The 19,311-nt window shown below is 32.1% G+C and carries 18 protein-coding genes and 1 pseudogene; 16 read left to right on the forward strand and 3 right to left on the reverse strand.

Going from position 1 to position 19,311, the window contains the following annotated elements:
- Nucleotides 1-63: 63 nt before the first annotated feature.
- From ACSG5Z_RS23270 to ACSG5Z_RS23290, 5 genes are all read left to right on the forward strand, one after another.
- Nucleotides 64-972 carry an acyl-ACP desaturase gene (locus tag ACSG5Z_RS23270; protein WP_435712220.1) on the forward strand — a complete coding sequence of 303 codons (909 nt, stop codon included), beginning with the start codon at nt 64-66 and terminating at the stop codon, nt 970-972.
- 217 nt (nt 973-1,189) lie between these two features.
- Nucleotides 1,190-1,651, forward strand: coding sequence for a CarD family transcriptional regulator (locus ACSG5Z_RS23275; protein ID WP_000486309.1), 462 nt, complete (start codon nt 1,190-1,192; stop codon nt 1,649-1,651).
- A gap of 555 nt (nt 1,652-2,206) precedes the next feature.
- Complete coding sequence (locus tag ACSG5Z_RS23280) at nt 2,207-2,371, forward strand: BC1881 family protein (protein WP_000827566.1); 165 nt, start codon at nt 2,207-2,209, stop codon at nt 2,369-2,371.
- Between the two features lie 272 nt (nt 2,372-2,643).
- Entirely contained in the window at nt 2,644-2,877 is a 234-nt protein-coding gene (locus ACSG5Z_RS23285) for a hypothetical protein (protein WP_106102623.1), read from the forward strand.
- A gap of 194 nt (nt 2,878-3,071) precedes the next feature.
- Nucleotides 3,072-3,305 carry a YuzF family protein gene (locus ACSG5Z_RS23290; protein ID WP_097816285.1) on the forward strand — a complete coding sequence of 78 codons (234 nt, stop codon included), beginning with the start codon at nt 3,072-3,074 and terminating at the stop codon, nt 3,303-3,305.
- 67 nt (nt 3,306-3,372) lie between these two features.
- Here the strand turns inward: ACSG5Z_RS23290 and ACSG5Z_RS23295 are convergent, their stop codons facing one another.
- On the reverse strand, nt 3,373-3,648 hold the full coding sequence (locus ACSG5Z_RS23295) for a hypothetical protein (protein ID WP_048567261.1): 276 nt from the start codon (nt 3,646-3,648) through the stop codon (nt 3,373-3,375).
- Nucleotides 3,649-3,927: 279 nt separating this feature from the next.
- On the opposite strand from ACSG5Z_RS23295, the gene ACSG5Z_RS23300 reads away from it, so the two are divergent.
- The 5 genes and pseudogenes from ACSG5Z_RS23300 to ACSG5Z_RS23320 all read left to right on the forward strand — a co-directional run bounded on the left by ACSG5Z_RS23300 (nt 3,928) and on the right by ACSG5Z_RS23320 (nt 7,718).
- Nucleotides 3,928-4,044, forward strand: a complete 117-nt coding sequence (locus tag ACSG5Z_RS23300; RefSeq protein ID WP_239661424.1) for a zinc-ribbon domain-containing protein — start codon at nt 3,928-3,930, stop codon at nt 4,042-4,044.
- A gap of 1,010 nt (nt 4,045-5,054) precedes the next feature.
- On the forward strand, nt 5,055-5,282 hold the full coding sequence (locus ACSG5Z_RS23305) for a methyltransferase (RefSeq protein ID WP_435712221.1): 228 nt from the start codon (nt 5,055-5,057) through the stop codon (nt 5,280-5,282).
- 142 nt (nt 5,283-5,424) lie between these two features.
- Nucleotides 5,425-5,698 (forward strand): annotated as a pseudogene (locus tag ACSG5Z_RS23310) (IS4 family transposase); the annotation flags it as partial.
- A 787-nt stretch (nt 5,699-6,485) separates the two neighbouring features.
- Nucleotides 6,486-6,863 (forward strand): NUDIX domain-containing protein, encoded by a 378-nt coding sequence (locus tag ACSG5Z_RS23315; protein ID WP_435712222.1) that lies wholly within the window; start codon nt 6,486-6,488, stop codon nt 6,861-6,863.
- A gap of 468 nt (nt 6,864-7,331) precedes the next feature.
- On the forward strand, nt 7,332-7,718 hold the full coding sequence (locus tag ACSG5Z_RS23320; protein WP_435712223.1) for a hypothetical protein: 387 nt from the start codon (nt 7,332-7,334) through the stop codon (nt 7,716-7,718).
- A gap of 670 nt (nt 7,719-8,388) precedes the next feature.
- On the opposite strand, the gene ACSG5Z_RS23325 is transcribed toward ACSG5Z_RS23320, so the two are convergent.
- A complete protein-coding gene (locus tag ACSG5Z_RS23325) occupies nt 8,389-10,347 on the reverse strand; it encodes an FtsX-like permease family protein (protein WP_435712224.1) in 1,959 nt (652 codons plus the stop codon).
- Nucleotides 10,319-11,092 carry an ABC transporter ATP-binding protein gene (locus ACSG5Z_RS23330; protein WP_435712225.1) on the reverse strand — a complete coding sequence of 258 codons (774 nt, stop codon included), beginning with the start codon at nt 11,090-11,092 and terminating at the stop codon, nt 10,319-10,321. The genes ACSG5Z_RS23325 and ACSG5Z_RS23330 overlap by 29 nt, the downstream gene beginning before the upstream one ends.
- Before the next feature lie 732 nt (nt 11,093-11,824).
- Between ACSG5Z_RS23330 and ACSG5Z_RS23335 the strand changes: the two genes are divergently transcribed.
- From ACSG5Z_RS23335 to ACSG5Z_RS23365, 6 genes are all read left to right on the forward strand, one after another.
- Nucleotides 11,825-12,508 (forward strand): hypothetical protein, encoded by a 684-nt coding sequence (locus ACSG5Z_RS23335; protein WP_435712226.1) that lies wholly within the window; start codon nt 11,825-11,827, stop codon nt 12,506-12,508.
- 839 nt (nt 12,509-13,347) lie between these two features.
- Nucleotides 13,348-13,536, forward strand: a complete 189-nt coding sequence (gene hfq, locus ACSG5Z_RS23340; protein WP_435712227.1) for an RNA chaperone Hfq — start codon at nt 13,348-13,350, stop codon at nt 13,534-13,536.
- A gap of 1,078 nt (nt 13,537-14,614) precedes the next feature.
- Entirely contained in the window at nt 14,615-15,847 is a 1,233-nt protein-coding gene (gene hemA, locus ACSG5Z_RS23350; RefSeq protein ID WP_074651529.1) for a 5-aminolevulinate synthase, read from the forward strand.
- The gene (locus ACSG5Z_RS23355) at nt 15,844-16,758 is read left to right on the forward strand and encodes a DMT family transporter (protein WP_061530223.1); all 915 of its coding nucleotides are present in this window, start codon (nt 15,844-15,846) and stop codon (nt 16,756-16,758) included. The genes hemA and ACSG5Z_RS23355 overlap by 4 nt, the downstream gene beginning before the upstream one ends.
- 273 nt (nt 16,759-17,031) lie before the next feature.
- Nucleotides 17,032-17,691, forward strand: a complete 660-nt coding sequence (gene sdaAB / locus ACSG5Z_RS23360; protein WP_435712228.1) for an L-serine ammonia-lyase, iron-sulfur-dependent subunit beta — start codon at nt 17,032-17,034, stop codon at nt 17,689-17,691.
- A 585-nt stretch (nt 17,692-18,276) separates the two neighbouring features.
- A complete protein-coding gene (locus ACSG5Z_RS23365) occupies nt 18,277-18,591 on the forward strand; it encodes a hypothetical protein (RefSeq protein ID WP_097959313.1) in 315 nt (104 codons plus the stop codon).
- Nucleotides 18,592-19,311: the final 720 nt, after the last annotated feature.

Below are 19,311 nucleotides of genomic sequence, written 5' to 3' on the forward strand. Positions count from 1 at the left end.
AAGGATAAAAATGAATGTAAAAATAGGATGACTATCTATGATAAGAAAAGGGGGCACTTATATATGCTAACAAATGATTTAGATTTCCGATTAGAACCACGTTTAAAAGAACTGTATGAACAACATAAAATAAGAGCGCAGAAGATAGACTGGGGTTATCATGAGTTTTTACCATGGGATAAGGGAATGGACTTTAAAAGAGTTCCTTGGGATGAAAGTCAAGTTACTCTTCCTTCTGGCGTAATTACGGCTATTGAAACAGCTTTATTAACAGAAGTGAATTTACCATGGTTTACAACGTATTTATCTGCAACTTTTAAAGGATCCCTTTCTGTTATTACAGACTTTATTCATACCTGGACCTCAGAAGAGGATCAACATTCGAATTTATTAGAGACATATTTACTACTCACTCGAAGTGTGAATCCTAAACGAATACATGAATTAAGAAAGTCAGTCGTTGAGGGTGGATTTGAACCTGATTTTCACACACCAATCGAAGCAATGACATATACGACCCTACAAGAACTTGCAACAATGGTGTTTTACAATAATGTAGCTAAGGTTGCAAGTAAGCACGATCCAGATCTTGCTACATTATTACGCCGTCTTGCCAAAGATGAGACTCTTCATTATGCGTTTTATCGAGACGTCATTCGAACACATTTGGAATTAGAACCTAATTATTGCTATCATATTGCCAATGTGATTAAGAATTTTAAAATGCCAGGTGCCGTCATGCCTGATTTTGAAAATAGAATGGCTGTAATTGCAAAAGAAGCGAATTATGGACCACTACAATATTTTGATCAAGTACTTGATGTAGTGGTTGATTATTGGGGGTTAAAAGACTTACGACCAATTGCACCTTTAGCTGAAAAAGCAAGAATTGAGATTTTGGAATACCACATAAGATTGAAAAAAATACGGGATCGATTTGGTCGTTTTCAAGGGAAAGCTGATCTACGTTAATGAGTAGAGATTTCAGAATATAAGCGGGGGAATTCCCATGCCCTTTATGGGAAATCTGACACACTCCCTATTGTTTTGGGGGTGTTTTCTACTTAATTTAATTTTTGTTAAAAATGTTATTGACGACAAAAATGATTTTATGATATTATAAAATATTTGATAAAAAATCGAATATATGTTAAGGTTAAGAAGGTTACCATATATGGAGGTGGATTATATGTTTCAAATTGGCGATAACATTGTTTATCCAATGCACGGAGCAGGTATAATTGAAGCCATAGAAGAAAAAGAATTCTCAGGGAAAAAACAACAGTATTATGTGATAAAAATGTCAATCCGTAATATGCAAGTCATGATTCCTACGGGAAAAATATTGAGTTCGAGTATACGACCAGTTACTGATATACTTGCATTAAAACACATTATACACATTTTCCAGCATGGAGAATCAGATAGATTACTGCCGTGGAAACAAAGGCATAAAGTGAACACGGACAAAATAAAAACGGGTGAAATACAAGAAGGTGCTGAAGTTGTACGTGATTTAATGCGTATGAAGAAAGAAAAAGCACTGAATACAAGCGACAAAAAAATGTTGGATAACGCACATGAATTTTTGATTAGTGAACTAGGATTAATTAAAGGTATCACTGAAAATCAAATAAAAAGTTTCTGTTAAGGTTCATTATAGATAATGTATTACATCTCCCGGAAATATCCTGAATTTTTCGGGAATATGATGATTATTAAAAGTAAATCATTTCAAAGACATTCAACTTCTTCAACTCACTTTTAGAGTAGAAACCTCTTTTGTTATTACTTCAATCTAATCCATTTTTATTTTTAAATTTCTTTTACGAACGTTCGAAGTTTCATTAAATAACTCGATCAAATAGTCACTTGATTTTTGCAATCCTGATTCACACTGGCACGGACAAGGAGCCGTAAGGATGAAAGAGAGGTAGGGCTTTCATTGTTTTAGGTATATATATCTAAGTCATTATTTCTAGAAGAAAAAACAATCAATCTCATCTCTATCTTTAAGAATTTTTACATTTACTGAGACAGTGAATAGTAATTGTTTATCTTCTTTTCATAAGAGAGATACGCGAGTTGGTAACATCTAAATATATGGTCAACGATACAAATTGATGGGAGTTCTAGAACTAGAACCCATTTTTACAATTTATTTCACATAATAAGATTAAATGAAACAATAAGAAGGAGTGAAGATATGAAACGCATGCCAACGCAAGAATTAAGTAACGAGTTAAAGAAGCGGAAAGGGATTACTTCTATTAAGATTGAGCCTTATGAAAAAATTGAAGTTGGTGGAATTGTTGTAGATGGACCGGCTGTTATTTTAATTAATCAAGAATACCTAAAAATTGTTGAATGAAGAAAAGGATGATCCTTTACGAAAAGGGATGATCCTTTTTGTTTGCTGCAGCTAATATGGGATATACATAACTTTTATCTAATGTATTGGGGTTAAAAGGAAGGAGAGGGTCGGGATTATCATAGTGGTAAGCTTAATATTGGTAGGATTTCTTTTTATGTTATATAAATTAGTTGCTTAAAAAAACTAATTATTTGAACCGATAGATTGTTTTCTTTTTAAGGGCGAGATTTATTTTATAGGAAAATTGATAATTTTAAGGAGGAATTTAGATGTATGCAAGGAAACAACGCATAAAATATGAGAAGATGTCAAAGAACTATGAACGTATTTCTTTAGTTTCGTTTCTCCTATTAATTGTACTTGTTTGTAGTAGTGTGATTATCATAGGAGCTACAGGGGGGAAATATGGAGTGTTTTTGTTGGTAGCGATTTTACTTAACGCACGTATTACGAAAGAATCTCAAAAAAAGTATGAGCAGTATGCTAATAAAGGGCATATTTAAAATAATACATATTTTGAGAAGTACAACCTGAATGTACATTCAAAATATCCCTATATCATCACCTATTAACTAGCAAAAGGAACCTTATTAAAATGTTAGTTTCGTTCCTATAATGAATTATCCTTCTAGCATATTTAAGAGATTTACATCATATATTAAGAGAAAGAATGTAAGTTAGAAAGGAGTCTTATAAAATCAGTTATTTAGAGGGAAATGACTTTAGTGAACAAAATATGGTAAGTGTACCGAATCCCTACGTATATCAGACATTACAATCGATAATTGGTAAACATGTGGTTATTGAAACTGTAAGAGGCAATGTAAGGGGAGAGTTAAAGGATGTGAAACCAGATCATTTGCTTATTGAAGATACAGTACCATATATTGTACGCATTCAACAAATTGTATGGATTATGCCAAAACAATGATCAAATTACATCTAATTTGATTTATAACAAATTGGTTTCATAGACGACCAAATAAAAACACAGGGTTTTATCTCTGTGTTTCTTCAAATTTTCGTTTTTGGATATATGCTTGAGCATGAATAATTTCTTTCTGCAGTTCTTTTAATTCTTCCGTAGATCCCGTTTCAATCCTCATGTACGTAGTAACTAGACTAATCATCATATCCATCTTCTCTACTATATTTTGAATGACCTGTTCAGCTTGCTCTTTTTTAGGGTGTTGTATTGCTATTAATACATTTTCTATATAATTGTTCTTTCTTTGCTGGATATCATAAATAAACTGTTTTGTGTTTGAGTTCATTTTTTGTTCCTCCATTTCGGATATAGCTCCATTCTATCATATCTGAATGGAAAATATTAGATTCCCCTATGTTTACACCTCTCTCCTACATCTCCTCAAATATACAAACTAATTCCTTAACGTACATAGAACCAATCGAAATGTGTCAATTTCATGTCTAAACGTAAAATTTTCTTTTCGGGGTAGGTGACCCCATATAGATATATCAAATAGCTATATGGGGTAAATAAATTATATGATCTATACCCCTAGCATATAAAAAAGAGGAGGTAACACTTTATGGAAAACAGCTTAGCAATAAGAAAGCCTAAACTATCTAAACAATGGCATGAAACTAAAAATGGGAAATTAACTCCTTTTGATGTTACATATAGTTGCGATAAAAAGGAATTGTGAGAGAGAGCATGAATGAGAAACATCCCCAACCGACATAAAGGAAGTGGCTGTCCTTATTGCTCAAGGAAAAATAAGTTAAGAAAATAATATAGTTTTAAAATATGGTTTAGACACGAATTTATCCTTTTTCCGTACGCTGTATCACAATATATGTACCTGAAACAGATAATTACAGAACTCAATAATAAATCAACTAATTAACCAATTCCAAGTATATAAGCATTTCTTAAAAAGAAAATTTTTATTACGCACATAATCTATTTAGGTTATGTGCTTTTTTGTCGAAATTAACAGAAATAATTTTCAGAAATATTATTGATTAATCACGAAAACTTGATAGTATAGAAATACAGAAAATCACGTTTTCGTGATTGGAGAGGGGGAATATAATGACCGATAAGAAGAATTCTGTAGAAAAAGTTTTTTAAACTCCCCACTTTTCAATGTTTTTACAGCAAGTGAAGCCGAACAGAAGTGGGGATTGGAAAAAGGTACCGTGAGATCGTCTTGTGTACGCGGTAAATTAAAAAATTAAGTAGAATTAGGGTTAGTCAAGAAGTCAGGGAATACATGGCTTCTGACTAAAGGGGTTATGACTGAAGTATACGGATTTCAAAAGAATTAGGGATCTATAAACCACAAGAAATACCCATTAAAAATAGACATAAAAAAGCCCCCACCACCGCCAAGTAAGTAAGGGCTTTTCCAGATACATTATAAAAGAAAGGCTGATTCTAGATTACAATTAGCTACCTAAAAACTCATCACAGCAAGAATATTTTATCATATTTAACTAAAAAAGAAAATTATTATAAAAACCAATTTAAATAAGCGATATAATGTCACTTGTAAATGGTTTATAGATAATTGTATTACCTCACAAATTTGCTTCTTCGGTACATCTGAAATATCTATTTTTATGGTTGTAGCTACATATATAATCTCTGGAATATATTTTGGGTTTTAATTCTAATATCTTTTAACCTATATAATTGAGGAGGAACTATTTGATGAATAAAAAATCTGTAAATGTAAAAATTGGTGATTCTGTACAATTCAGTTATCGTCATGATTCGTCAGTAACACTAATTGGTTCGGTAGTTAATGTATTAACTAATACCATTATTGTGGATGTCTCAGATTATTCAAATAAGATCCCTGGACTAGAAAATCGGCAACTAGTAAAGTTGGGTCAGTTTAAAAAAATTTGTAAACAAGATTTGTTCTTAGCGCAATAATTTCCCCTTATAACTAATTCCTTTCAAAAATACAATTTATCTACATCTAACATATGTCAATACGATTGTAGAAGATTTAAAATGCATATTTTAAATTTAGATTTCTTTGCCCATCCCTTCGAGGGGATGGGCAAAAACAACTTCTTCGACAATGTTTAAGATGAGAGAACTCCTCTTACGTAAGAAACAGAAAGAGCTAAGTGAATATAAAACGATGTACATAATTAAAGATTATTTTTCAATTTTCACTAAGCATTACACAAAAACACCCAAGAGCTATCAAAGTTTCTCCTTCGTCTGCTTAACCTCCTACAGCGCAACGAACGAAAATCTCTCATCGATACGAGAAAAAGACAGTCTTTGATATTTTAGGTGTTGTGTATGAGTATATCACTTCTACTCATCAGGTAGCATAGTAAAAAAATTCAAACATGTCAGGGTTTATTTGATATGCCTACTTTTATAAAATCTATAAACGATAATAAAATACTACGTGAAAAGACCGTGTTTTTTTATAAAAATATACCTTAAGTTGATGGATGTGGGGTTCTACCTCTAATGGAGCGGATAGATAAACGGATTATGAAGGAGGAACAAAAATGACAAACAAAGTTGAAGTGGCGCAGGATTTATTAGAAAGAATCAATGAATTAACTAAGGATTGTAACGACATAGAAACAGCGTTGCTAAAAGTATATCACCCTAGCTAAATAAAAATGAGCCTTGAGTGTGAAGCTCAAGACTCATTTTTTAAGGGTAAGGTCGAATTGGCGACCTTACAAACTAATAATACCACAAATTTACATATAAGACAAATTCTAAAATATCGGAACATTCGGTAAAAAAGTGACAGGTGCCCCCACTAATGCAACTATTCCTGGATATTCCGATGCGTGAAGGCATCAGAAAAGGTGAGCACAATGCATCCGCTAGCTAAAACTAGCATCAAAAAAAGCCCGTACAGAAGCACAGGCCGGTTGTAACACAACGGTAATTACATTTTAACAGGATAGTTAGAAATTATCAAAACCAAATAAAAAACCGCATTACCCCTAAGACGGTTTGGTTATTAAAAATGAAAAAACGCCCTGTCTCCCAACTGGGCGTTTCTCGAAAAGTCGAAAGATTATGAGCTGTTATTATATCATATCGACTTTTCCTAGTAAAGGGAAGAATGTGGAAATGAAAGGAGGTGTAGTTCTAATGTATTGCAAGGGTGGAGTGCTATATCCAGTAGCGTTAACAAACGAACAAAAAAAGATGTTACAAATGTCATCAATGTTATTTCAAGCATTAAAAGTGGTTTTTGATAAACCGCAAGGACAAGCTAGAGGATATACAAATACTTTTTTACCAGGCGGTCATATTGAATTTGGAGAGAGTGCAAAAGATGCATTGATAAGAGAGATTCAAGAAGAATTAGGCATTAAATGTACAGTAAATAATTTTCTTGGATTAGTTGAACACAAATGGGAGAAAAATGGAGAATTACATTGCGAGGTAAATCAAGTATTTGAGGTTAATAGTCATGAGTTACAAAATAATTTAAAGTCTAGCGAATCACACCTTAAGTTTTTCTGATGTGATGGAAAACATTTGGATGATAGGGGTCACCATATCATTTCGAGAAAATTGTACGCTAAGGAATTTATAAAGGTCATAGATACTTAATAAACGTTTATAAATGTTTTGTAACATGTTTATAAACGTGATAAACCTTGATTTGATAACGATTAAAGTTACGTCCTTACAGGTATACCTTTATAAACACGAGTTTTTTGAAACAAGAAAATGTTTACCTCAAGTGAATTTGAAAGTAAACAAATGGCTAAAAGTTTATTTTGGAAAATAGATAAAAAAATTATTCATATCATTCGTGAACATAAATATCCAATAAAGATACTTAATTACAAATATAATTATTTGATTTATAATTATATTTAGAAAATATAACAAAAAGGCCTTGGTAATTTGTTGGGTATTATGGTATATTATTGAATATATCGGATGACATTATTATGTAAATCAGGTAAAGGAAGGGTGGATAAAATGAAAAAATTTGGACAACTACTTTTAGCAGCACTTATCTTAACTAACGGATTTCTTTTCGGTACTTCAGATGCCTTTGCAATGGGATCAAAAGGTCATGATAAGTTGAAGTTAAGCACTAATGCAGATGTGTATTCTAATAATGCTCCTATCGTTGTATCTGGATGGACTGCTGGAGGAGCTGTTTCTATCGAATTAATAGCTAAGGATAGTGGTAAAGTTGTAGGCCGTAAAGATGTATATTATGAAAATATGAAAAATGGGAATTTTACTGTTAGTTTCCCAACAAAAGGACTAAAAGGTTTATATGATGTACGTTTAAATGGCGGTTGGGGAAAAGAAGACTATCATAGAGTACTTACAAACTACTTGAAAGTAAATCAATAATAAAAAATAAAGATCATAGCAATAAGTATTTATACATACTTGTTAGTAAAAAAGAACTTATAGAAATCCTACAAGTTCTTTTTGTTTTGAGTTAGATCGTAATCCTAAATCCTTCTGGATGATGGCCTTTGATTGGGGTCCCGCCAACCAAATGACATAAAACCCACGTTAAGCAAATTTCGACAAAATAAAAGCCAATTTCCTGTACGCTAAAAAATTGGCTTGTTTAGATGTTTTTGAAATGGTAACCCTACATTAATAAAATAAGAATTATTCACCTAATTGTTTATTATAAATATTGATTGAATATTTCTTAGAGATACTTGAAAACAAACCAATAGACTGTGTTCGTGCTCAAATGCTCTACAGTCTAAATCGTTAATATAACCCAACTTATAAGCTAAACTAAAAACCGGTTCCTTAACGTACAGGGAACCGGTTTGTTTGTGTCTGAATTATGTCTAAACGTACAATTTTCTTTTTTGATATGGTGACCCCCTCGCCATCAAGCTAACAAAACAAGTATCAAGTCGAATACACGTATTTATCAAAAAAATCCCAACCCTGATTACTTTCAAGATTCAAAACTAAATCAAAAATAGTATGGTTTAACTTAAGCTAACCATACTGTTTTTGAGTGATGTTTAGTTTTTCGAGAACCCGAGTAAATCTATTGAATCATCTGGTGTAAATAATTCCTTCGAATAATTAAGTAATAAATGAACTGTACAAATATAAAACTTGTGAATATCAGAATGGAGTTTCCTGTAACAGGTAAATCTACCCCTGCTTTGCGCTGTACTAAATATTGTAATGCCATAAAGGCTACACTACTATGAATAATTGCAACGATAATAGGAATAAAACATAATATGCTAAGTTGCTGCGTCACAATTCTTTTTAATTCTTTTTGAGTTAATCCTAATTTAGAAAGCATTTCATATTGTTTTTTGTCCCGCTCTAAATCAGTAAATAGACGGAAATATAAAAAGCTTATTGCAAACACAAAGAATACAATCCCCACTAGCACACTGATAGTAGCTAGTATTGCATTAAATCGTTTACTTTCCATCCAATCTAAATATAATGAATGAAAATTGTAAAACACCTTTCCTTTTTGAGTATCAGAATCGATTATTTTCGTAATCTTTTTAGAAATTTCTTCTGTATCAGTCCAATTTTGAATTAAATAACCGTAATTCGTATACCCACCTGCTGGATTTTCTTGTAATTGTGATGTACTTTTTAATTTTTCGTAAACTGAATCAGCAACAACAACGTAAACTCCATATCTCGGTCTTATTTCATTATTTAACAATAACTTCGAGTTAGAAAGATGAATATGCGTATCTCCTTCTTTTAGTATAGAGGCTTCTTTCTTTAATTCATTCTCAGATTGTTGTTTCATTCTATTTTTAGATGGGAGAATCAAACTATCCTGTTCATTCTTTAAAGTTTCTGTGGGATACCCCAGTATTTTCGCTGTTGCATTAAAATCAGTAAGCTTCATAACCTCAAACCTATTATGTGTTGCAATAATGGTATAAGACGCTAATTTATATGAAAATCCAGCAGCATTTAATTGCTTTTCTATCTCAGAAACATGAGATTTTTCTGAAACATTTCCTTTATAGGATGTATAAGTAAATGCATAAGGACTTTGAGCTAATGCTAATTGTCTACTACCTATAGCAAGACAAACACCAATAGATGTAAAAGTAACTGTTGATAGAATCGCGACTATAAATAGTGTTTTTGCATTATCTGTTATTCGATACGATAATTCTGATATGGTTAACAGATTCGTCTTCTTAAAAAATATGTGCTCACGCTTTTGTAATGTTTTAATCAGATAAAAACTAAGCTGCGTAAATAAAAAGTAGGTTCCTAATACACTAAAGAATACACAAGCTAACAGAGCATAAATATAGTGATTTCCTGTTTTCAAAGCAGTATCTAGATAAAATGCTGCAGCATAACCAATACTAATAAACAAAATCGCGAATATAGCTAACCATTTAGATACTTTTGGTTCTGGCTTTGGTTTTTCTTCTGATTTCATCAATTCAATTACCTGAGTTAGTTTAATTATTCTTGTAGTAAAGAACGAAACCAATAAAAATAACAACAAGAATGAAATAATTGTCACAAGAATTGCCTTTGTTGGAAAATAGAATGGCAATCCTCCTTTTAAAACAAATATAGATGCACTTACTAATAAGATTAACTTCCCAAAAATAAGCCCAATTCCAATTCCTACAATAATTGAACTACTCCCAATTAACATGTTTTCAATGAAAATTAACTGTTTTAATTGGAAATTCGTCATGCCATGAAGTGTTAAGATACCAAATTCACGTTTTCTCGTCTTCAAGAATGTGCCAACAGAATATAAAATAAAGAAAAAAGAAAAAAATATAATTAAATATTGAGCAATTTTAAATCCTTGTGTACCCAAACCAATCATAGATTCACTTGTTGCTCCAAGCTTTCCACTAAATTGGGGATGAAATGCAAGTAACTCAAACGTGAAAAAAATCATTACAGTAAAAATACTGCTCAGAAAATATCCTAGATATAATCGCTTATTACGAATGACATTATTCCATGCAAATTGACGAAAACTCATTCTCGGTTCCTCCTAATAGAGACAATTCATCCATAATTTTTTTATAAAAAATTAAGCGATTATCTTCACATTTAATCTCGTTATAAAGCATTCCATCTTTAATAAATACTACTCGGTCACAGTAACTGGAAACCATTGGATCATGTGTTACTAACACCATAGTTGTTTGGTGCTCCTTATTTAATTTTACTAATAATTGCATTACATCATTTGCAGCTTTTGAATCCAAATTCCCTGTCGGCTCATCTGCAAGAACTAATTGTGGAGAATGGATTAATGCACGAGCAATTGCTGTCCGTTGAGCTTGTCCTCCAGAAATTTCATATAGGCGTTTATGTAAAATCTTTTCTATACCCAATTGTATAGAAATTGATTCTACTCGTTTGTTCATTTCTGACAGATTTACGTTTTCTAATGTAAGTGGAAGAACGATATTTTCTTTCACTGTTAATGTATTCAGAAGGTTAAACGATTGAAAAATAAATCCCAATTCACGACGTCGAAATAATGCTAATTCATCAGTAGGCAATCGATGAGGGATTTTTTCATTAATTAATACTTCTCCTGAAGTCGGAGTATCAATAGTGGAAATCATATTGAGTAGAGTTGTTTTTCCACTTCCTGATGGCCCCATAATTCCTACAAACTCGCCCTTATTTATTGTTAAATTAATATTTGTAAGTGCTTCATATGATACCTTCCCAGTATAAGTTTTATTTAATTCACGAACCTTTAATATTTCCATCTAGTAAGTCTCCTTTATCTTTGACCTTTTCAAAATAAGTGTAATGCACATATTTTCTTTTTCATATTGAATAACCTTTCATTTATCTGACAGCTTTGTAATGTTTCTGAAAATAAGGAATGTAAAGAATAATAGATATCTCCTATGCGATTCTATAGTTGAATAATTAGAATTTTGATACAAGTCTCCATTGTATGTGTCCAGAAAATTGTATGTTTATGTATAGAGGATGAAACTCAATAATATCAACGTTTTCTAGCTATAATCGTGTTCATAAAGTGTGTAAATAAATCAATGTTCAATTAAACTTGAATTTTTATCTTTCTGAACATGTATTTATCTTTGAAAATCCTTTAAGGATAAGATTTTGTAGTCCTTAGCGTACAATTTTCCCGAAATGGTATGGTAACCCCACCACCATCAAGTTAAGATAAACAACTACCCCAAAATGAGAAAATTGACATCTCCAGGTGAAAATGTACAATTTTTTTGTTTTAGGGTGTTATAAAATTCTTAAGTTGATGAATGTGTGTCGTACCTCCTATAAAGAAATTAAGTTCATCTTTTTTCTCAATATGGGTATATATTGTAAAGCTTTATAATTATTTACACAGCGGTGTTTTGAATAATATCAAACAAAAAATCGATGGGGGTTCTTAATGCATAAGGAACTTCGAATACCTGTTGTAATAGGTTGTTATCCAACTTGAATACAGAAAAGAGGAGTCCTATATGAAAATTGAGTTGTTAGAGAAAAAACATATACAAGAGGCAACGGATTTGATTGCAACAGCCTTTGTACAAAATGAACCATTAGTAAGTTATATACATGTTCCCTTATTTTCCTATAAGAAAATATGTGAAGAAATGGTGGGCCGAGCTATTCAGCAAAAGATGTCATGGGTAGCTATGAAGGACGATGAAATGGTGGCAGTCATTTTATGCCGAAAAGCGGAGAAACCGTTAATCGATAAACATACAGCAATTCAAATATGTCCACCAGTCGCACCCATTTTACAACTATTAGCAGACTTAGAAGAAAAATCTGCAGAATTTTTACAATTACCCAAGGAAAATTTGATTTATTTTGATATGGGAGCCTGTCATCCCAAATGGATGGGAAAAGGAATCATGAGCGCCATCAATATGCTCATTTCTCATGCTTTAACATTAATGGCGGAGAATCAATCAAATATTATCACAGCATGTACCAATAAAATCTCTAATAAACTATGGACAAGACAATATCAAGCGATTCAACTGAATGAGATTGTATATGATTCATTTTGTTATCAAGATAATTATCCGTTTGCTGGCATCACTTCTTCCACAGCAGCCCAATTATTATATATGCCGACTGCTCACATTATTGAGGGACTGGCAAAACAAAAAAGACGTTCTCATACTCGTGTATAAACATTTATATCCAACGCATTTATAAAAAAGATTCTAAAAAGAATAGCTAACAAAATCATTTGAAGAAGGGTGTTTTTGCCCATCCCTCAAAAAGGAAGACTGCTCTTGCGTTAAATACATGCTCAGAATGTTAGTACTTGGGTACCGCCGCATCGCCAGCAACTTAAGAAATTGATTGTTCCCCAAAACGAAAGAAATGAGCCGCATTCTCATGAATAACTGTAAAAAGTTAAAATTTTCGTTATGGGGGTGTCTCAAAATCTTAGGTTGATGGGCATGTCCTCACCATATCAAAAAAAAGAAAATTGTACGTTTAGTTACAAATTGGACATATTTTAACTAATACACTGTACGTTAAGCGTAAAACTAATTACCATATCCTTTATTAGAATACTTGGCATCAAAAGCATACGACATTATGAAAAATAATTGCCAAAACGATTACCATAAAACTTTACCAAAAGTATGTTGCGCAGACACAGGGCTTAATTGTTACAAGAATGTTGCTAAACGTATAATTTTCTCGAAATGATATGGTGCCCCCAAATGGAAAATAACGGAATTTTCGTTAGGATGCAATAATGCATGTTCATTCAGCGAAAAAATCTGGTAAAATCTAAGCACCTGTTCTATTTTTTTCAGTATCTTGGAAACCTTACTTTTTAATTACCCAAATGGGAGGCGCTTTATTGCGTCTTTTTTTTATTTTTAAAAGGATCCGCTCAATTTCTTCTTAGAGCCGTATTTTAATTTGAATTTGATACGATAGTTGTATATAGACAACTATCGGAGGCAGCGAGTATTAAAAGAACAGTAGATATAAATAGGGGGCGTATTTCATGTATAACTTACAAGAAGATATGTATGAACAATTGAAAGAGAAAAAAGGGGAGGTTACTATAATTTTTAAGAATGGTGTTCCAGTACGTGGGCAGATTCTTGCAATGGATAAATTCACGGTTCTTATGATGGTTCATGGTAAGCAACAACTAGTCTACAAGCAAGCTATTTCCACAATTCTTAGGTAATTCTTTTTTTCTATTTTTCGAGGGAAGAGGAAAAAACAAAAAAAAATAGAAGATTGAACTCAATCTTCTTTAAAAAAAGGAACAGATGACAGATTACTACTTCGACTCTTAATTATAAATAAGCGTATAGATATATTCAATTCGTTCTGAATTTTCTCAATATGTTTTTCTTATTTTTAAATTATAATATAAGTAATTCTTTTTATTATTATATGTTTGTTCTTTCCTGTTGCAGAATCCTTATTATAAGGATTCTTTTTTTGTATTAAAAATCTACAAAGAAAAAAGATAAGATCGGGAACACAATCTTATCTTTAGCGTAAGGAGAAAAAAGTCAAAACCATCTTACTATTTACAATATTATATTTTTTAATAATTTTCGATATAAAACCCATATTTAACAACTATATCAATATTGAGAAATTTATTACAAAAGTAGCTATAAATGATCCAAAAACCGAATGTAAACTAATACCCAAAAGTTTACTTTCATTTTATTTTAATCATTGTGTTTATAATGTCTCTTCGTATTTCAAATAAATAACCGAAAAAGTATACATTCAAAATACTGTTATTGTTATAAACTATCTCAACTCTTACATAAAAAAACACTCGAACAACTTAAGAATTATATTTCCGTGTCCGATTAACTAAAATGATTTATCAAAACAAAAAGGAGAGTATGTCAATTTTCTCGTTTTGGGGTATTTGTTTATCTTAACTATTATAGGAATTATTCCTATCTCCTCCACTTCACTACCATAAGTATCATTTTCAAGGTTTTCTAATTCTTTACTAATTTCTAAAAGTAATTTTGAATGTTCCTGTTTTATTTCTACAGCGTGTATTCTCCCTTTTAATCAAAATCGTCTCGAATCCCAAACCAATATACCTCTTGTATAATATCAGTCTGATAGAAATAAAAATATGCAAATTTACATTTCATTAACTATTTTTGTAATTTATTGCTATAATGAAAAAGTAATTTTTAGAATTTTTTTACATGTTTGTATTGTTTTTATAAAAAGAATATATCGACAAAACGGTTTAGACCGTAAATTTTCTTGGAGGTAAGGTTATGTATACAGAAATTATTAGCAATAAGCTACAATCTTTAAAAGAAAGTGGACAATATCGCGAGTTTGTTACAATTAATCGAATTCGAGGTCAATATCCATTGGCACACTTAAATGGTCAGAAAGATACAGAACCTGTTGTCGTTTGGTGCAGTAATGACTATTTAGGAATGTCACAACACCCAGTGGTTACTGAAGCAATGCACGATGCTATTCGAGCATTCGGTGCGGGTTCAGGTGGATCACGTAATATAGGTGGTACACATTATCATTATGCTGCACTTGAATCATCACTTGCTGAATGGCATGGTAAGGAAGCGGCTTTAGTTTTCCCTACAGGATACGGTTCTAATGATGCGACATTACAATGTTTACTTCGTTTATTTCCAAATTGTATGGTATTCTCTGACGAACGCAATCACGCTTCAATTATTAATGGGATACGTAGTACAAAAGTCGAACGAGCGGTATTCAGACATAATGATGTTGAACACTTGGAAGAATTGCTTGCAGCTCAACCACATGATCGAGCTAAAATTATTGTTTTTGAATCCGTTTACTCAATGGATGGCGATATTTCACCAATTGAAAAAATTATAGATCTTGCTGAACAATATAATGCTTTAACTTTTATTGATGAAGTGCACGCAATCGGAATGTATGGCCCCCGCGGTGCAGGAATAGCTGCTGAACTAGATCTTGTAGATCGTTTAGACTTTATTCAAGGAACGATGGCAAAGGGGATTGGGGTAATAGGAGGATATATTGCAGCCTCATCATTATTAATTGATGCAGTACGTTCATTTGCATCCGGTTTCATTTTTACGACTTCATTACCACCAGCAATTGTCTCAGCTTGTCATGCTAGTGTTGAACACTTAAAATCTTCAGACAGTGAACGAAATGCTCTACATCAAAAGACTAGTATGCTAAGAGAATCGCTGGCTCAAGCAAATATTCCTATCATGGAATCAAGTGAGACACATATTCTTCCTGTACTGATTGGCGACGCTAAAAAATGTAAAGCTGCTGCTCAACGTTTACTTGAACAACATCATGTCTATTTACAACCTATTAACTCACCAACTGTTGCTGTGGGTACGGAACGTTTCCGAGTTAACGTCACACCAAACCATACCGAGGAACAAATCATGCAACTTGCTGATGCACTAACAGAAGTATTTAATTATTTTGATATTCCTTTTGCACAGGTTACTGAGGTAGCATTTGCATGACAGTTTTAATGTACATATTTTGCTTAGTAGTATGGGGTTTGAACTTTATAGTGGTAAAAATCCAAGGTACACCAGTAAGTCTTGAACTATCATTAACTTATCGCTTGGTGGGGGCTGCACTCATGTTTATTGTTCTTGCATGCGTGTTACGTCCAAATGGTAAGCCTTCTCGTGAAGACGCTTTACCTCTCATTACTTTTGGGGTATGCAACTTAGCTATTAGTTATTTGTGTTTATACTATGCTACGATTTGGATTTCTGCTGCATTAGTAACGCTACTGTTTTCGCTGAAAACAGTTTTGACACCAATTGCACTTCGTGTATTTTTAGGTGAGCGGCTTCATTCTCGAATTCTACTAGGTGGAATAGTTGGGATTGCAGGAGTTTCTATATTAGTTTATCCATTACTGACAACTGGATCTTCTAATACAAGTGATTTAAAAGGAATAGGACTTGCATTGTTAGGAACAGTCCTTACAGCTATTGGTGATGCGGCTTCTGCCCGAAATGCACGACGTGGTATTAATGCTGTTTATTCAAATAGTGTTGGTTTTATTGTAGCTTCAATACTTTTACTTGCTGTTTGTGTTTTCCAGCAACAAACCTTTACAATACCAACATCCGTTTCTTACCTAGGAGCTTTAGCATTTTTAACTGTATTTGCTTCCTTTGGTGCATGGATGTTTTACCTTAAGTTAGTAGAGCGTATTGGTGCATCAGTAAGTAGTTACATGGTTGCACTTTTCCCTGCAATTGGAGGCGTTGCTTCTGTTGCAATTGGAGAATCATCACCCACGCTCTATTTATTATTTGGCTGTTTATTTAGTTGTGCTGGAGCCGCAATCGCACTAGGATTCCGTTTACCATATAGAAACCGAATTACCATGAAAAATGAAAGCCCAGGGAATTAAAAATTCCTGTGGGCTTTATTCATAGTAAAGTCTAACTATACTTTACACATATTTGAAGGGAACATTTTATAACTGTAGTTCACAAAATGTATGTTTTCTTAACTTTTTAAACAGAATTTCACGAATTATTAAGTGGGATGCATATTAATTGATTCTTCTACTATGAACATATGTTAAACATCTCAATAATTCTTGTTTTATTTAATAATATTTCAAAAAATAAATCTGATCGTCTATAACTTTCATCAACAATGTTAAGGGGAACCAACTATTATGAACTATAGATCTGTATTTGATATCATCGATCCTATTACAATTGGAACATCCAATACTTTTGGGGCAGACACCGTAAAAATAGGATACATTATCCGGCAGCTATTTTCACAAGAACCAGAAAGAATTGATATTTCTTTATATGGAGGATTTAAAACGACGAATCATCATTTTGGTGCAGATGTAGCAATTATCGGTGGAATTTTAGGTTTCAAAATAAATGATTCACTAATTATTAATGCACTTACAATTGCAAAAGAACGAGGAATTACAATTAATTGTATAGAAGAGATTGCAAAACCAGTACATTCTCATACAGCGAAAATTTGCTTATATAAAGGTAAGGATAAAATTGAAATGATTGCTTGCTCTCTCAGAGGGGGAAGAGTAAAAATCATTGAAGTTAATGGTTTTGAACTAAAATTACGTGAGGAAAACCCTGCTCTTCTTATTATGAATAATAAACACTTTAGCACGATTTCTTCTGTAATCGCTATTTTATCAAGCTGTAAAATCAATATTAATAAAGTAAGAATTTCACGAAAAGAAACCGGGAAATTATCTATATTAATAATTGAAACTGAGAAACCATTAGTTCCAGAATTAATTGGGAAAATAAAAAAATTATCAGGAATTCATCAAGCATTAATTTTAGATTAAAATCTCCCATTTACCTGGGACGATCATAAAATTATCTCTATCTATATTTCAATCATGTGAACGGATAAATACTATAAATCAGAATACCTTAAACATATTAGATGGAATTCCAATGCGTATAAGATATTTATTAAATCGAGAAAGGACACTCAATTGAGTGTCCTTTTTAACAGGATTCAGGTTCATATAAGGGGCCACCATATCAAAAAAAGAAGATTGTACGTTTAGAAATAATTTGGACACATTTCATCCGGTTCCCTGTACGTTAAGGAACCGGCTACTTACTTTACTGCTTTTTTATAATTTCTCTCTCATAATGGTCTTAGATTATTAAAATTTGTTTTTTCATTTTAGTTCCAAACATAATCACCTGTCAATGTGGCGTACCATTAACATTTTAACGAAAATATACGCTAAACAAATTTCTGTAGCCTTTTATATCTTCAAAGATTTAAAAAAAGAGCTACACTACATTCGACACGAAAAAAGCCAAGTACATAGATACGAACCTATTTGGAAATACTAATATAATGCGTTAAGAAAAAGATAGTAATTCCAATATTCACAATTAGGTGGTCTTTAAAAATGGTTACTATTCGTATGTGGGTGCCCAAAAGAAAAGGTCGTGCACATCTTCGCTTAACCAGTCCTGTGATTAAATGGAATTCTGTTGTTCACATTTCAGTGAGTGAGGCAACTGAGTTAGAACCAAATCAACTTTTTGGACAGAATTTTCCCACTGTTTTTGGAGCCGCAAGTATTACCGTGCAGAACATTTCAGTGAGAGATGGCGTAGTTGATTTCAATGTATTTGTTGATTGGTCAACTCCACTTAACATTGTTACTGACATTACAATTTTAGAGCCACCTGCGGACGGAAATATAATTATTGGGACATGATGAACGAATGAGCGGTCCCGCCACATCGCTATCAGGCTAAAACGTTATTCTTTCTATAGAATCACAGGAAAGGATGGCGCTTTTGATATGAACTTGGGGTACGGAAACGATTCGAGGAATGAAGTGCCAATCTGGGGTTTTATTACAAATAATAAAAGAGTAGAAGTAAATTTTACTCTTTATAAAATGGAGTTCCACTATGGAACTTTGTACTATTGAATTAGCTTATTAATTATAATTCCCTGTTGCAGAATCCTTATTATAAGGATTCCTTTTTTGTATCTAAAATTTACAAATAAAAAAAGATAAGATCGGCGAATGCGATCTTATCTTAAGCATAAGGGAAAAACAAGTGACACAAACCATCTTAATTTTTATGATATTATATTTTTTGTTAATTTTCGATATAAAGTCCATATTTAACATCTATATCAATATTGAGAAATTTATTACAAAATTTGCTATAAACAATTCAAAAATCCAAAGTAAACTTTTGTATAAAAGTTTACTTTCATTTCATTGCAAACACTTAGTTTCTTCTATTTATCCATATTTCTAAGAAAACACCAACAAAAGTATATATTCAAAAAACCGACTTTATTAGATTTGTAAAGTTGTACATAGATAATAAAGTTGTTAAAAAAATGCAAGTCATTCTATTCAACAATTGTGCCATTTTGTTGAATAACAATAAAAAAATGAAGAAGATAATTTGCTTAA

It is taken from the genome of Bacillus pretiosus, assembly GCF_051294775.1.
Lineage (GTDB): Bacteria > Bacillota > Bacilli > Bacillales > Bacillaceae_G > Bacillus_A > Bacillus_A wiedmannii.